The organism is Pseudoalteromonas simplex, assembly GCF_015278155.1.
Taxonomy (GTDB): Bacteria; Pseudomonadota; Gammaproteobacteria; order Enterobacterales; family Alteromonadaceae; genus Pseudoalteromonas; species Pseudoalteromonas simplex.
In genome coordinates, this window is record NZ_JADILN010000004.1 from 17,227 (window position 1) to 32,351 (window position 15,125).

The window sequence follows — 15,125 nt, forward strand, 5'->3', positions numbered from 1 at the left end:
GTTTGTTATGAGGAAATTTATACTTAATGAAAGTGACTAAGACCACCTACTTCATTACATTGATTTTTAGACTGAAACAAGTTCTTAAAAAGGAAAAAGGTTAGCCGCATTTGGGTAGTAAAGCCCATGACTCAACATACCTATAACTAAACTTAAAAAGGTGAATTATATTGATTCTGTTAATAGTAGTTTTAGTCACTTTTCTACTAATAGAACTCATAGGCTTGAGTTAGAAAAATGCAGAAGCTTCACGCTTATATTTAACCGCGAAAATCATTTACGCTACATCTGCAATCAAAGGATAATATAGTAAAACCCGATTAGATAATGAACAACCTTTAATGATTGAGGGTTTAGCAACCCTCAATCATTTATTTTAACTTAAATTTAACCACCACAGGCAGGCGCATTAATACCTGAGCAATCTTTGATTGTAACCGTTCCTGTTCTGATAGGGATAAAATAGTTGAAATTTTTTATGGTAATATTAATACTATTTGCTTGAGAAATAGTACCTACTCTAATTCTCAAATCAGCTAGCTCCTTTGCATTTTTAGGAATTATATTTCCATTCTCATCTACAACTTCATTTATTGTTGCTTCAATTTTAATTGGCTGAGAAAGTAATTTAAGAGACACTTTGATATGTCCTCCTGATGACAGCGGTATAATAAACTGATCTGGAATATCAGTTTTAATCAAACCAAAAGCTTTACCAATTGAGATCAAACTTGCTTCAGCTGTTCTCATTGAAGAATATATACTGTCATTTAGCTGAGAGTTAATTTCAGATTTGCAAAATGCACAATTTACAAATGACCACGCATTATCAATACCAGTGCTTCCACCAGTTTGTATCTCTATATTTTGGGCGCTTGCATGTAGACTTTGAATTGAACTCTTAACATCTTCTATGTATCTCTGCACTGTGCTAGAAGTTGCTGTTAAAGATGACCTAGGGGCAACCTCTGGTGGTCTTGGTGGTGGAAGTGGCGTTGACTCCAACCAAACTTTGTATGTAGAAATTTCTTTGTTATATAAATCTACAACATGAACCGTTTTAGAATTGCTTGAGCCAAGGTTTGATTTGCTAATGTTGTTCATAGCCCATGAATTTGCTTTAGATTGCCTCTCTAAGCTAGTGCACTGATAACACTCCGCTCCATTATATGTCTTAGCCTCTGAAACAGACGAACAAGCTATTAGAGTTGAACTTAATAACAGCAGCGAACTAATAAATCTCATAAATACTCCATTTAAAATTAATGATATTAGTTATCATTTGCATTCTACATTCTGTATTGTATATATGTAAATAGTGTTTAAGCAAATTTGGTCCTAACTGAGGGAATTTTACACAAAGAGGAAGGTATACTGACGATGTACGCAAGTATACCTATACTTTACAACTGTAAAGACATTGCAAATACATTAGTTTGGTCGATGAGAAATCTAAAGAGAAAAGCAGGCACATGGTGCCTGCTTTTCTCTTTTATTGCTCTGCCATTCATCTGAGTTTGCTGCAACGCATTCGTGCAACTCACACAGCTAACTCTCCCTACAGTTAACTCTTATCGCAAACCGCTTATATATGCGAGCTGACCTCCTAAAGAAGCCAAATCTAGGTCCTCCGCCAGGGTGCGGTGGTAACGACATTTGCTAAGTGATGATTGAGCGTCCTGCTTATTTCAGTATGTCTCGCACTATTAAGTAAGAAATAAACAAGCAAAATAAGTGCGTTTATTACCTGTTTAGTAAAGTGAATTCTGGTTTACTATCTTACTAGCGCCGCTATTTTTTACTTGAGCTAGCATGTGATGGATAGTAGAAATGACATTGCTATTGTTCTAAGGCCGTATAGTGAAATCATGCTCAGTTTGCGATGTGTTATAGTTAATTACTAGCAAAGGTAACGAGCTATATTTTTTCCTCACATTGAATTGGAGAAGTGCTATGAACTTTCAGATTGAATACTTAACTTTTCTGGTCCCCCTATCAATGATGATTGGCGGCGCTATTTGGGTATATCTAGATAATAAAAAAGCGAATGCCAACGAATAGTATCAGTGCAAGTAAGAACATGACGCTATCTGGTAGTAATATGTTCAAGAAAAAGCGACTCTTTCGAGTCGCTTCAATTAACCATCATTTTCAATGATTGTGTTCCAATGCCACTGCGCTAATTCGAAAAACAAATCAGGCGGCAGTAGAAAGAACTGTTCAAATTCATCAGCCCAGTGTTCGCAGAAATCTTTTATTTGGTCAATGTACAAGATAAGTATGCGATACATACCGCTCCCTTCAAGATACTGACTTTCAAGGCTATGCTCTCGAGCAATAGACTTACTAATACTAACCCCGACAACTTTTCCAACATCATCACGATGGACGTATATGTATTGTGAAAAGTCTAACTCAAGCCTGTCTTCGTTAGTGACACTTGCAAGCCATAGGCTCGTCGATGCGTCTTGAAAAGGTGACTTAGATTCTCTTGTGTACTTTCTGACAATTTGAAGTTTTGTTTGGCTCATGTTTATCTCCTATATGTACTTAAAGATAAACATGTTCACTGCAAGCGAATTAATGCGAGTTATCGAAGTCAAATTCTAACTGACGTTCATCAACAAAGTCTTCAGTATCACCAGCCTCATTACTCATTAATAAGTGAGTGTTGCTGCAAAGTAGTAATAATAGTGACCTAAGAAGAGATAACTGTTCATAGCTAAAACTAATTTTGTAGCTACTAGAAAAGCAGTGAAATAACAGTTTCTCTACATCAAAATTATCTTCTGTAAAGTTTAAGTCATAAATAGCGTCATACTCTTGATAAAGGCACTGACTAACTTTCTCTAAAAAATCGGCCGCTACAGCAGCATTAAATTTGTCATTTTCCATCATATTCACTCCATGTAATTTTAATTACAAATAAGAAGCGGCAGACCATGCAAATTTTGCATAAGTAGCTCGTATTTATTTTCGAAGACAAACTTTTTGGAGATGAATATGACTAACTCAAACGTTGTGGAACTATTTCAGAAGCGACCTGCAGTTGCTAATGATGAAGAATATATTGCTTTATATGAACAAAATGATGGCTACATATATTACGTAAGAAATTATGTAGCTCAGCAAGAGTTTATAGTCGTTAGCGACTCTTTTATGCAAGCGTTGCCTGAAGAGATGCGCCCAGCTACGAACGTGTTTTTCAGTTGTAATTTCTACTTATTGAAACAGTTCAAGCGAGATGTGCAATCACATATTCAACACACTGGACAATTTTTATATTTTTATCACTTGTTTGATAAATCAGTTAACGCGTTTTTTGACTCGTTATAACCTAAAGCCAGCTATGCTGGCTTTTCACTTATATAAATATAAAAATCAACAACTTATAAAATTTCATGCTTGAGTGAAAATTATTTAGTAAATACAAAGTTTGCATAATCTTTTTTAGTTTGAAAGTTTTTTTCATCTTAGAATTTTCACATTCTCAGATTAAAAAGACTTTGCATGCAACAATTGAACGCAGACCATAAGCAAAACACTATGCCTGATGGCATGGTGAGTTGTGCTGTGCGCTCAAATCAGTTTGCTAGCAGTTTACAAGATATAGCGTGTGTACTTGGTATTTCAGAAAGCGATGTGCAAGGTCTGGCTGACGATGGTCTTATCAACACTATTCGCCTTCGCTCAGGAGAGTGGTTATTTCCACCTATTGATAAGCTGGTAGTATTGTGGGGAGAATCTAGTAGCAACACTTCAACAGCAAGTGAAATGCAAACTCAAGTAAGAACACTTTATGACGATAATAAATTAAATACTAATGTAGACCATGAATTTGTTAGTGAATCGAATAAGGCCAGTTTCGAATCGACCGCTGTATCTCCTCTACCTTCTGGAAAGTCTATTAACGAAGATAAAGTGCCTAATGATTCAAAAGAGCGTACAGCTCAAACAGCCATTCAATCAACTGAAGCCTCGTCTGCTTCACTACCAAGCAAGAAAGAACAACAAAAGTCTCAATGCGATGATTATTTGCCAGAACATATAGATAAAATCGAATCTTATTCTGAACTAACAAGCAATCAAAAAACCAAACTAATTGACTCACACATAGATACATTTGAATCCGGTAAGATTCCAGACTATGTAACTCTCACAAAGTCAGCAATTACAAAGAGAAACGATAGCAAATACTTATGCTTATCGTTTAGGAGCAATAAAAAGTTAAAGATGTTATTAAATCAAAAAAGCGGCGTTATGAGTTTAAAGACAAGTGATCCTATTGAAGCAAAAGCTAGAGCTAATGAACTATTGCATCAAGCCTCTATCGATAAAGGAGTTAGCCTCATAGATTTCCAAGGAAAAACTCTCAACGATGCCTTTTTACTTTTATATAAAAAAAAGAACAGTGAAGATAAAAAATCAAAGAAAGCTAAAAGTAAAAAATCAAGTAGCACTAAAAACAAAAAGCTAGGAGCTCAATGCCGAAGATTGGTTGCTTTAAGCCACTTAATGGGCGACATTCCATTGTCTCAAGTAGATGAGACCTTTATATACTTTACTTTCATGAGCATGGAAGAGTGTGATTGGGCCTCTGCCACAATGAACACGTACGCGTCAGATATACGCCAATCGCTAGATCTTGCTAAATCTCTAGGTTTAATAAAGGCTGTTCCATCTATTCCATCATTTCAATCTAATCGTCGCGATTTAATAGAGCTGCCGTGGGATACCTGGTCTAAATTTATAGATGCATATGCTATAAACCCGCTAGATAAACTATTTTTGGAGCTACTATGGTGTACAGGACTTAGGCTCACATTAGTTCTCATGATGGAAGAAACTCAAATAGATTTAGATAAAAAGATATTCCATATACCTGAATCCAAGAACAAAGCAAAGGTTATGTGTGATGTACCTCTTAGTGATCAAGCTATAGCCTGTATAAAAAAGATATATGAATATAAAGCTAAGAATAATATTACTGATAAAAGACTTTTTGCAGATTCCAACGGAAAGATGCTAAAGCTATCAAGAGCTAGAATCCGCAAGGCATGTAAGCAGGCCGGATTACCTGAAAGCTTTGTGCTGCATCAAACCCGTCATTATTTTGCCACTGACATGAGACGTAAAGGGGCAACAATAGAAACAATAGCAGCCGCTGGAGGCTGGAAATCAAGAGAAGGTGTTCTACGTTATATTCATACAGGTGTTAATGAAGCTGAATTTCAAGCTGTAAATAGTCGAACATAAATAATAAACCCTTCTGTATTTTCCTCTTTTTATCATTAAGTTAATAGCATAGGTATTCACTGGAGCATAACCTATGATCTATAAGAAAAAAGAGAGTAAGTATTGGTACACAAAGTTTGAGCTAAGCTATGGAGATAAGCGCAAGCGTATAAACAAAAGCACCAGACAAACATCAAAAGCTAAGGCAGAAGCCTTTGAAGCATGCTTAAAGCAAGAACTTTGGAGGCAAATCACTGATCCGACGCCTGAAGCACACTGCTTTTCTGAAGCTGTTGAGATTTATCTTGAATCGAGACAATCAAATCGCACAGTTAAAGAAAAAGCATCAAAACTAGAATGGTGGAAGGTCAAATTAGCCGATCCTAATGTCCAGAAAATAGACACTCACTTAGTACTCTCGACTATTGCAAAAAAGCAAGAAATATCAATTGCTACTCGCAACAGATACTTGGCAGAGCTTAAGGCGTTTTTAAACTTCTGTCACCAAGAGCTTGGCTGGATAGATAGAGTACCCGTAATTAAGATACAGAAAGAGCCTAGACGTGCCTTTTTTAAACTAGATAACGCTGATGTTATAAAGCTCTTAGAATGCGCGCCCTACTACCTAAGAAGTGTCCTCATTTTCGCTTTACTCACAGGAATGAGGCGAAGCAATATTTTTTCACTACGATGGTCACAAATCGACTTCTGCAAACAGTGTATCTATATTGATGCGAAAGATCACAAATCGAAAGATCACGTCATAGTACCATTATCTCACAAAGCAATAACGATGCTTTCACAGCTAAAAGAGCAGAGAAGCTCTACTTATGTATTTGTAAATACTAACAATAACCCTGTTAAAGATATTAAAGATGCACTGTGGAAACGCATTACCAAACAGGCACAATTGGATGGTTTAAGGTTTCATGACTTAAGACACAACTGGGCAACAAGGCATATTGAGGCTGGTACAGATCTGTTGGCTTTAAAAGAACTAGGTGGCTGGAAAACTTTAGAAATGGTGCAACGTTATGCTCACCCTTCGCAAGAGTACCTTGCTGAACAAGCGAAAAATATTGATGGACCAAAATCCAGCTTACAAGAATCCAAGCTAATAGAAGTGAGCTGTGACAAAAACAACTCATGACCATTGTGACAAGTAAAAAGCAGAAACAAAACTGTGGCAAAAAATCGTCACAGTTTGGGTTAATTTTATAAAAAAATGGATGTGACTAAGAAAAAGCACATTGCAGAAAAGAAAAAACCCGTTGAAAATCAACGGGTTGAAAAGTGGTACCAGTAGGCGGACTTGAACCGCCACGCCCGAAGGCAACGGATTTTGAATCCGTCATGTCTACCAATTCCATCATACTGGCTTCATTTTTCTTTAACCTTCTAAACACGAGAAGATAAAGAAAAACCACTTTAGAGCGAAAGCTTTTTTTACTGCTTTTGTCTCTATGCCAAGCATTATACAAAGAATGGGTAAGGCAGCAAGCGTTTTGTGCGGCGTCACTGATCAACCGCACAATAATTAAACAAGTTGTTAACTTCAGAGTTTGTCAGTGCCCACTACCCTACTAGTTTTATAGGTATTGAAATTTTAAAGCTTGGATGATTAAAGGTATGGTGGGTTTCGCTTTAATAAATAGTGATGTTTGCATACTCATTTTGATTATGTAATTAAGGTTAGCAAAGCCAGTTCAGTTCCCAGCATACTAAACAGCCGTTAAGTATTTCTTGTTTGCGAAGGACTTTGCTAAACTACTGCGCAATTTAATTGGATGAGATTGTTTATGTCAGCTGAGTTTCCACGTGCCGGTTTCTGGCGCCGCTTTGCCTCTTTAATTTACGATACCTTGGTTATCATTGCCTTTGCGATGCTGACAACAGTACTCTATTTATTAGCTATTCAAGGGCTTATTTCTTTAGAGTTACTTAGCATTGGTGACGCCGAAGATGTCTCTGCTTTCATTCAAAATTCACCCTTACTATACGGTATCCGTAGCGCATTATTAGTAATAGTGAGTATCAGTTTCTTTAGTTACTTTTGGGCTAAAAGCGGTCAAACAATTGGTATGCGCGCGTGGCGTTTGAAGGTGCAAACCCTCGATGGCCATTTAATTAGCTGGCACCAAGGTGCAATCAGAGCAATTACTGCGTTATTAGGTTTAGGTAATTTAGTGGTGTTGATCGATTTTAAAAATAAACGCGCATTGCAAGATTACATTGCAAAAACTGAAGTGATCACTTTAACTAAAGAAGAAAACAAACGTATTTATCGCTCACTTGATTAAAGGCAAATCAAGCATAAAAAAGCGTGGTTCAAACCACGCTTTTTTATGATTTAAAACGAATTTTACACCCGTTTATTCAACAGGTATGTTGCAAACCCAATAAACAACAGACTTGGTAACACAGCACCAACCACTGCAGGTATTTGGTAAACCATTACCACAGGACCAAATATCTCATTGGTTAAGTGGAAAGTAATACCAGTTATGACACCCATGATTATACGTGCGCCCATGGTTACTGTGCGAAGTGGTCCGAATATAAACGACAGAGCAACTAATAGCATAACGGCGATAGATACTGGCTGCATGATTTTGCGCCATAGCGCCAACTCATAGGTGCTAGTATCTTGTTCATTTTGCTGTAAATAACCTAAATAAGACCAAAGCCCAGTAAACGACAACGATTCGGGCTTAACTGATACAACGCCTAATTTTTCAGCAGTCAGTTGCGAGTCGTAGAACTCTTCTTTGTACTGCTCAGTCGTGATCTGCTCTGGCGTGATCATGACTTTATTTACATCACGAAGTAACCAGCCATCTTTACGATTTAATGCTTCTTCTGCCTTGGTAATTTGCGTAAGTTGCAACGATTTATCAAAGTGATACATATGCACGCCACGTAAAGTACCTTGCTGATCGACATCTTCAATATTAATAAAGTTACTACCATCTTTCGCCCACACACCTTGCTTAGCATTAAATACATCACCACCATAAATCGCTTGGTTACGTATTTCTTTTGCTTTGAGCTGTGCTTCTGGGGCGCCCCATTCACCTAGCGCCATCATACAAATAGCCATAAACATCGCGGTTTTCATGACTGATACAATAATTTGCAAACGTGACATACCCGCCGCTTGCATAACAACCAACTCACTATTTGATGCCAATGCGCCTAGACCTGTTAAGCCACCAATCAATGCTGCCATTGGGAAGAAGATAACTAAATCACCTGGCATGCTATACAGGGTGTAAATCAACGCTGTTGCAATATCGTAGCTACCACGGCCAACTGATTTTAACTGCTCAATAAACTTAATGAGGGTACTGATACCTACCAGCACCATTAAAGCAAAACCGGTTGTTTGAATTATGCTGCGACCTAAATACCAGTCGAGTGTTTTCATCATGCGCTTAACTCCCGCTTAGTCACAACTGCCTTTAACCATGCGCCGAGCGGACGACCTTTAATAATCAAGAAACCACCAATAAACAAGGCTGATAAATGGATCCACCATAAGCCAATTGAAGGCGGTATTTTTCCATCTTCAACAGCAAACTTAGCGGCATTCAACAAAATGAAATACCCTAAATACAAGCTAATTGCGGGCACTAATTTAGCGAATTTACCTTGGCGCGGATTCACCACACTCAGAGGCACCGCGAGTAAAGTTAATAATGGAATTGAAAGTGGAATAGCTAAACGCCACTGCCACTGTGCAATGGCTTCAGAGGTTTTCATTTTCAATAAATCAAGGGTTGGAATTGCTTCTAACTTACGGCGCTGGTGCTCGATTTCTTGATCTTGAATTTGTACACTGTAACCATCGAACTCAGTTAAGTTCAAAGCAGCAGACTCGCCGTCTGTTTCGTAACGCTTACCATCATTAAGAACAAGTTGCTGTTCACCGTTATCTTGTTCAATCACCACACCACGCTCTGCATACACTAAACGGGCTAAGTCACCTTTTTCACGATCAGGTAACTGCGCAACAAATACCTTGTGTAGCTCTTTACCACTGTTTTCAATGTTGTGAATAAAAACGACCGCTTTTTCGTTACCTGTTTGCTGGAAACGCCCAGCACGTAATGCCGATAAGCCAGCATCGGCTTTTGCTTGTTCTTTTAATTGATATTCTTGCTCACTGGCCCATGGTGCGACATAAAGAGTTAGGGCACCAGCTAAAATAGCCATGGCAGTACTTGAGATAAGCGTTACCCGAACTACGTACCACTCACTGACACCGCAGGCTCTGAAAACTGTCATTTCGCTGTCAGCATAAATGCGACTGTACGCCAAAATAATACCCAAGAAGATACTCAAAGGCAGGATAAGTGAAGCAAGTTGAGGAAGTTTTAGCGCAATCATCGAAAGCACAAGTTTAGCTGGAAGACCCCCTTCAGAGGCGTCTCCTAAAATAACAACAAACTTTTGAGACACAAAAATAGTCATCAAAGTTAAAAATACGGCGACCTGCGACTTGAAGACTTCAGTGGTCAAATAACGAAAAATTAGCAATGCTCGCCCCTGTTAAACATCGAGTTTCACTGGAATAGTAAGGATTTTTGAGTAAACTAGTTATTTTACTCACTTTATTATATGTCATCAGTGTCAAATATCATACCTAGCAAGCGCATATAATCTTGCATTAATGGTACAGATGACATCTATTATGTGATATTGATATTCACATTAAGATAAAGTTCAAAAACACATAAATAGAGTCATGGTTTATGTACTAAGATTAGTGCTACTAAACTAAAAAATGTAAGAAAAGACTCGAAAAAGAAATTCTTACCCTTATAAATTAAGGTTATACGACTCAATATCAGGAGCAACAATGGAATTTAGCGTAAAAAGTGGTAGTCCAGAAAAGCAACGTAGCGCATGTATTGTAGTAGGCGTTTATGAGCCACGTCGTTTATCCCCCATTGGTGAACAATTAGATAAAATCAGTGACGGTTATATCTCAAACTTATTGCGCCGCGGCGATCTTGAAGGTAAGCCTGGCCAAGTATTATTATTACATCATGTACCTAATGTACTAAGCGAACGAGTATTATTGGTAGGTTGCGGCAAAGAGCGCGAGCTTGATGACAAACAATACAAACAAATTATCTCAAAAACGATAAACACACTTAACGAAACAGGTTCAATGGAAGCGGTATGCTTTTTAACTGAGCAACATGTTAAGAGTCGTGACACTTATTGGAAAGTACGCCAAGCAGTTGAAACAACTCAGGACTGCTTATACACCTTCAATCAACTGAAGAGCAAAAAAAGCGACCCTCGTCGTCCTTTACGTAAAATTGTTTTCAACGTACCAACGCGTCGTGAGTTAACCATTGGCGAAAGTGCAATTGAGCATGGCTTAGCCATCGCTGCAGGTAGCAAGTTATGTAAAGACGTTGCCAATATGCCGCCAAATATCTGTAATCCTGCGTATTTAGGTGAGCAAGCGCAAGAAATCGCTGATAACTTCGATAATGTGACTGTTGATATTATCGGTGAACAAAAAATGGCAGAGCTTGGCATGAATTCATACCTGGCGGTTGGCCGTGGTAGTGCTAATGAATCGGTTATGTCGGTGATCAACTATCAAGGTGGCGACAAAGACCAAGCGCCAATCGTGTTAGTCGGTAAAGGCTTAACTTTCGACTCAGGCGGTATTTCAATCAAGCCAGGCGAAGCCATGGATGAAATGAAATACGACATGGGTGGTGCAGCGGGTGTTATTGGTACTATGCGCGCACTTGTGCAAATGCAATTACCAATTAACGTTGTCGGTGTTTTAGCGGGTTGTGAAAACATGCCTGGCTCAAACGCTTATCGCCCAGGTGATATCTTAACAACCATGTCGGGGCAAACAGTTGAAGTGTTAAACACCGATGCTGAAGGCCGTTTAGTACTGTGTGATGCACTAACCTATGTTGAGCGCTTTGAACCAGATACCGTTGTTGATGTAGCAACACTAACAGGTGCGTGTATTATCGCGCTGGGTTCGCATGCCACAGGTTTACTATCAAACCACAACCCTCTTGCTCATGACCTACTAAAAGCATCTGAGCAAAGTGGCGACCGTGCATGGCAATTACCTTTATGGGATGACTATCAAGAGCAACTTGAAAGCCCATTCGCTGATTTCACCAACTTAGGTGGTCGTGCAGCAGGTACGATTACAGCGGCATGCTTCTTATCTAAATTCACCAAAAAATATAACTGGGCGCATTTAGATATTGCAGGTACAGCATGGCGCAGCGGCGGTAAAAACAAAGGCGCAACCGGTCGTCCGGTGCCTATGTTGACTCAGTATTTGCTAAACCGCGCAGGCGTGAGTGAAGCAAGTCACGATTAAGCCTTACCGCAAGCTTAAAACTAACCCTAAATAAGGCGCCAAATGGCGCCTTATTAATTGAAGCAATTCGCGTTCTATGTCAAAATCCCTGCTTTGATCTGTGTATCTGTGGGGACGAAAGTCACTATGAATATGAACGCACAATTTTACGTTCTAAAACAAGATGATAGTGCCCACCAAGCGGCTGGCGCTGTTTTCGATCTGGCAGCTAAAATTGCTGCGGATCAGTATCGTCTAGGTCATCGCGTATTTATTTATGCTGATAACACCGACACGGCCCACACAATCGACGACATCATTTGGTCATTTGAACCAGATAGTTTTGTACCACACAACTTACAAGGTGAAGGCCCTAAAGGTGGCGCTCCGGTTGAAATTGGTATGACTCCACCTGTCGGCAACAGAAAAATATTAATCAACCTAGCTGAACACCTACCGGATTTTATTCGCCGTTTTCAGCAGGTTTATGATTTCGTACCCGTTGAGCCAAATGCTAAGCAAGCCGCCCGTGAGCGGTTTAAAAAGCTTCGCCAACTGGGCGCCCATATTGCAACGCAAGAAATTGACATTTAAGCATTTATTTAAGGTTCTGTGTAATGGATAAAACCTATAATCCGCAAGATATTGAACAGTCTTTATACCAAGGCTGGGAAGAAAATGGCTACTTTAAACCGTCTGGCCAAGGTGACGCATACTCAATTATGATCCCGCCACCAAACGTCACGGGTAGCTTACACATGGGCCACGCGTTCCAAGATACCATCATGGATACGCTAACGCGTTTAAAGCGTATGCAAGGCAACAACACATTATGGCAAGTAGGTACTGACCACGCGGGTATCGCAACACAAATGCTTGTTGAGCGTAAGCTTGCTGCTGAAGAAGGTAAAACTCGTCACGACCTAGGCCGTGAAGCATTCATCGATAAAATCTGGGAATGGAAAAACCACTCTGGCGGCACGATCACTAAACAATTACGTCGTTTAGGCGCCTCTGTAGATTGGGACCGTGAGCGTTTCACTATGGACGAAGGCCTTTCTGAAGCGGTAAAAGAAGTATTCGTACGTCTTCACAAAGAAGATTTAATCTACCGTGGTAAGCGCCTAGTTAACTGGGATCCTAAACTTCACACGGCTATTTCTGATCTTGAAGTTGAAAACAAAGACAAACAAGGTCACATGTGGAACCTACGTTACCCTCTTGCTGATGGCGTAAAAACCAAAGATGGTAAAGACTACATCATTGTTGCGACAACACGTCCTGAAACAATGCTAGGTGATACAGGTGTTGCTGTTAACCCTGATGATGAGCGCTACCAAGATCTGATCGGTAAAGACATTTTACTGCCTATCGTAAACCGCCGTATTCCAATTGTTGCCGATGAACATGCAGACATGGAAAAAGGCACAGGTTGTGTGAAAATCACGCCTGCCCACGACTTTAACGATAACGAAGTAGGTAAACGTCACCAACTACCAATGATCAACATCTTCAATAAAGATGCAGCGGTATTAAGCGAAGGCGAAAGCTACACATTCGACGGTAAAGAGCTTGAATTAGATGCGCCAATTCCTGAGCGCCTACATGGCCTTGACCGCTTTGATGCACGTAAAGCGATTGTGAGCGAATTTGAAGAACTTGGTCTATTAGAAAAAATCGAAGATCACAGCTTAACTGTACCTTACGGTGACCGTTCTGGCGTAGTGATTGAGCCTCTTCTTACTGATCAGTGGTACGTGCGCGTAGCACCTCTAGCAGAGCCTGCAAAAGAAGCAGTTAAAAATGGCGATATTAAGTTCGTACCTCAACAATACGAGAACATGTACTTCTCGTGGATGAACGACGTACAAGATTGGTGTATTTCACGTCAGCTTTGGTGGGGTCACCGCATCCCAGCTTGGTACGACAACGAAGGCAACGTATACGTTGGTCGTGACGAAGCTGAAGTACGCCGCGACAACAACCTTGCTGATGATGTTGCACTTAAGCAAGACGAAGACGTTTTAGATACCTGGTTCTCATCTGCGCTTTGGACTTTCTCAACGCAAGGCTGGCCGGCAAACACTGATGATTTAAAAACGTTCCACCCGTCTGACGTATTGGTAACAGGTTTCGACATCATCTTCTTCTGGGTTGCGCGTATGATCATGATGACCATGCACTTCATCAAAGATGAAGACGGCAAGCCACAAGTACCATTTAAAACCGTTTACGTAACAGGCCTTATCCGTGATGAAAACGGCGATAAGATGTCTAAGTCGAAAGGTAACGTACTTGATCCTATCGACATGATTGACGGTATCGACCTTGAAAGCCTAGTTGAAAAGCGCACTGGTAACATGATGCAGCCACAACTAGCGAAGAAGATTGAGAAAAACACTCGTAAAACATTCGAAAACGGTATCGAAGCACACGGTACAGACGCACTGCGTTTTACCCTTGCGGCAATGGCTTCAACGGGCCGTGACATCAACTGGGATATGAACCGCCTTGAAGGTTACCGTAACTTCTGTAACAAGCTATGGAACGCGAGCCGTTACGTATTAATGAACACTGAAGAGCAAGACTGTGGTTTCGCTACAGATGCTGAGAAACAGTACTCACTTGCTGATCGTTGGATTTTAGGTCAATTTGAAGCAACGGTTAAAACCTATACTGAGCATCTAGAAAACTATCGTTTTGACCTAGCAGCAAACACCATTTATGAGTTCACTTGGAACCAATTCTGTGACTGGTACCTAGAACTGACTAAACCTGTACTGTTTAAAGGTAACGAAGCACAACAACGTGGTACTCGTCATACCCTAATCACGGTATTAGAAAGCCTACTTCGCTTAATGCACCCGTTAATGCCATACATCACAGAAACGATTTGGCAACGTGTTGCACCACTTGCAGGTATCGAAACTGCGGGCACTAGCATCATGGTTCAAGGGTTCCCTGTATATAATGAAGCAAATGTTGATAGCCAAGCGATGGACGACCTTGAGTGGGTTAAACAATTCATTCTTGCTATTCGTAACATCCGTGGTGAAATGGATATCAGCCCAAGCAAACCATTATCGGTATTGCTTGCGAATGCGTCTGACGAAGACAAGCGCCGCTTAACGGATAACGAAGCATTCTTAGCGTCGCTTGCTAAGCTTGAAGAGTTCACGCTTCTTGATAACAAAGACGATGCACCAGCGTGTGCAACATCGTATGTTGGTAACCTTGAGATCATGATCCCAATGGCTGGCCTAATCGATGTTGAAGCTGAATTAGCTCGTATTGCGAAGCAGCTTGAAAAAGCAGAAAAAGGCTTAGCACAGGTTCAAAACAAGTTAGCTAACGAGAAGTTCGTAAATAATGCGCCAGAGGCTGTACTTGCTAAAGAGCATGCTAAGCTGGCTGAGTTTACCGATGCGAAAGACAAACTATTAGCGCAAAAAGCGAAAATCGAAAGTCTATAACAGCATATATCAAGCGCGATTTATTCGCGCTTACAAAAAAGCCGCGCTATAACAATGTTATA

General features: G+C 40.0%; 12 protein-coding genes and 1 tRNA gene. 7 read left to right on the forward strand and 6 right to left on the reverse strand.

Annotated elements, in window-relative coordinates; all coding sequences use genetic code 11:
- Nucleotides 1–387 precede the first annotated feature (387 nt).
- The 3 genes from IRQ78_RS09415 to IRQ78_RS09425 form a co-directional block, all read right to left on the reverse strand.
- Complete coding sequence (locus IRQ78_RS09415; RefSeq protein WP_194441890.1) at nucleotides 388–1,245, reverse strand: hypothetical protein; 858 nt, start codon at nucleotides 1,243–1,245, stop codon at nucleotides 388–390.
- Between the two features lie 893 nt (nucleotides 1,246–2,138).
- The gene (locus tag IRQ78_RS09420; RefSeq protein ID WP_194441891.1) at nucleotides 2,139–2,531 is read right to left on the reverse strand and encodes a hypothetical protein; all 393 of its coding nucleotides are present in this window, start codon (nucleotides 2,529–2,531) and stop codon (nucleotides 2,139–2,141) included.
- Nucleotides 2,532–2,580: 49 nt separating this feature from the next.
- Nucleotides 2,581–2,898, reverse strand: coding sequence for a hypothetical protein (locus tag IRQ78_RS09425; RefSeq protein ID WP_194441893.1), 318 nt, complete (start codon nucleotides 2,896–2,898; stop codon nucleotides 2,581–2,583).
- A gap of 105 nt (nucleotides 2,899–3,003) precedes the next feature.
- Between IRQ78_RS09425 and IRQ78_RS09430 the strand changes: the two genes are divergently transcribed.
- The 3 genes from IRQ78_RS09430 to IRQ78_RS09440 all read left to right on the forward strand — a co-directional run bounded on the left by IRQ78_RS09430 (nucleotide 3,004) and on the right by IRQ78_RS09440 (nucleotide 6,385).
- On the forward strand, nucleotides 3,004–3,336 hold the full coding sequence (locus IRQ78_RS09430; RefSeq protein ID WP_138598903.1) for a hypothetical protein: 333 nt from the start codon (nucleotides 3,004–3,006) through the stop codon (nucleotides 3,334–3,336).
- Nucleotides 3,337–3,510: 174 nt separating this feature from the next.
- The gene (locus IRQ78_RS09435) at nucleotides 3,511–5,256 is read left to right on the forward strand and encodes a tyrosine-type recombinase/integrase (protein WP_194441895.1); all 1,746 of its coding nucleotides are present in this window, start codon (nucleotides 3,511–3,513) and stop codon (nucleotides 5,254–5,256) included.
- A 73-nt stretch (nucleotides 5,257–5,329) separates the two neighbouring features.
- Nucleotides 5,330–6,385, forward strand: a complete 1,056-nt coding sequence (locus tag IRQ78_RS09440) for a tyrosine-type recombinase/integrase (protein ID WP_194441897.1) — start codon at nucleotides 5,330–5,332, stop codon at nucleotides 6,383–6,385.
- A 144-nt stretch (nucleotides 6,386–6,529) separates the two neighbouring features.
- Here the strand turns inward: IRQ78_RS09440 and IRQ78_RS09445 are convergent.
- A tRNA-Leu gene (locus tag IRQ78_RS09445) sits at nucleotides 6,530–6,614 on the reverse strand.
- Nucleotides 6,615–7,034: 420 nt separating this feature from the next.
- Between IRQ78_RS09445 and IRQ78_RS09450 the strand changes: the two genes are divergently transcribed.
- Nucleotides 7,035–7,535, forward strand: a complete 501-nt coding sequence (locus tag IRQ78_RS09450) for an RDD family protein (RefSeq protein WP_194441899.1) — start codon at nucleotides 7,035–7,037, stop codon at nucleotides 7,533–7,535.
- Between the two features lie 62 nt (nucleotides 7,536–7,597).
- On the opposite strand, the gene lptG is transcribed toward IRQ78_RS09450, so the two are convergent.
- Together lptG and lptF are read right to left on the reverse strand one after the other, a co-directional pair.
- Nucleotides 7,598–8,665 (reverse strand): LPS export ABC transporter permease LptG, encoded by a 1,068-nt coding sequence (lptG, locus tag IRQ78_RS09455; protein ID WP_054552636.1) that lies wholly within the window; start codon nucleotides 8,663–8,665, stop codon nucleotides 7,598–7,600.
- A complete protein-coding gene (gene lptF, locus IRQ78_RS09460) occupies nucleotides 8,662–9,774 on the reverse strand; it encodes an LPS export ABC transporter permease LptF (protein WP_054552637.1) in 1,113 nt (370 codons plus the stop codon). The genes lptG and lptF overlap by 4 nt, the downstream gene beginning before the upstream one ends.
- 322 nt (nucleotides 9,775–10,096) lie before the next feature.
- Here lptF and pepA point away from each other — a divergent pair, with 322 nt between their 5' ends.
- The 3 genes from pepA to IRQ78_RS09475 all read left to right on the forward strand — a co-directional run bounded on the left by pepA (nucleotide 10,097) and on the right by IRQ78_RS09475 (nucleotide 15,063).
- Nucleotides 10,097–11,611 carry a leucyl aminopeptidase gene (gene pepA / locus IRQ78_RS09465; protein ID WP_194441901.1) on the forward strand — a complete coding sequence of 505 codons (1,515 nt, stop codon included), beginning with the start codon at nucleotides 10,097–10,099 and terminating at the stop codon, nucleotides 11,609–11,611.
- 126 nt (nucleotides 11,612–11,737) lie between these two features.
- The gene (locus IRQ78_RS09470; protein ID WP_054552639.1) at nucleotides 11,738–12,184 is read left to right on the forward strand and encodes a DNA polymerase III subunit chi; all 447 of its coding nucleotides are present in this window, start codon (nucleotides 11,738–11,740) and stop codon (nucleotides 12,182–12,184) included.
- Between the two features lie 23 nt (nucleotides 12,185–12,207).
- A complete protein-coding gene (locus tag IRQ78_RS09475; protein ID WP_138616286.1) occupies nucleotides 12,208–15,063 on the forward strand; it encodes a valine--tRNA ligase in 2,856 nt (951 codons plus the stop codon).
- Nucleotides 15,064–15,125 lie beyond the last annotated feature (62 nt).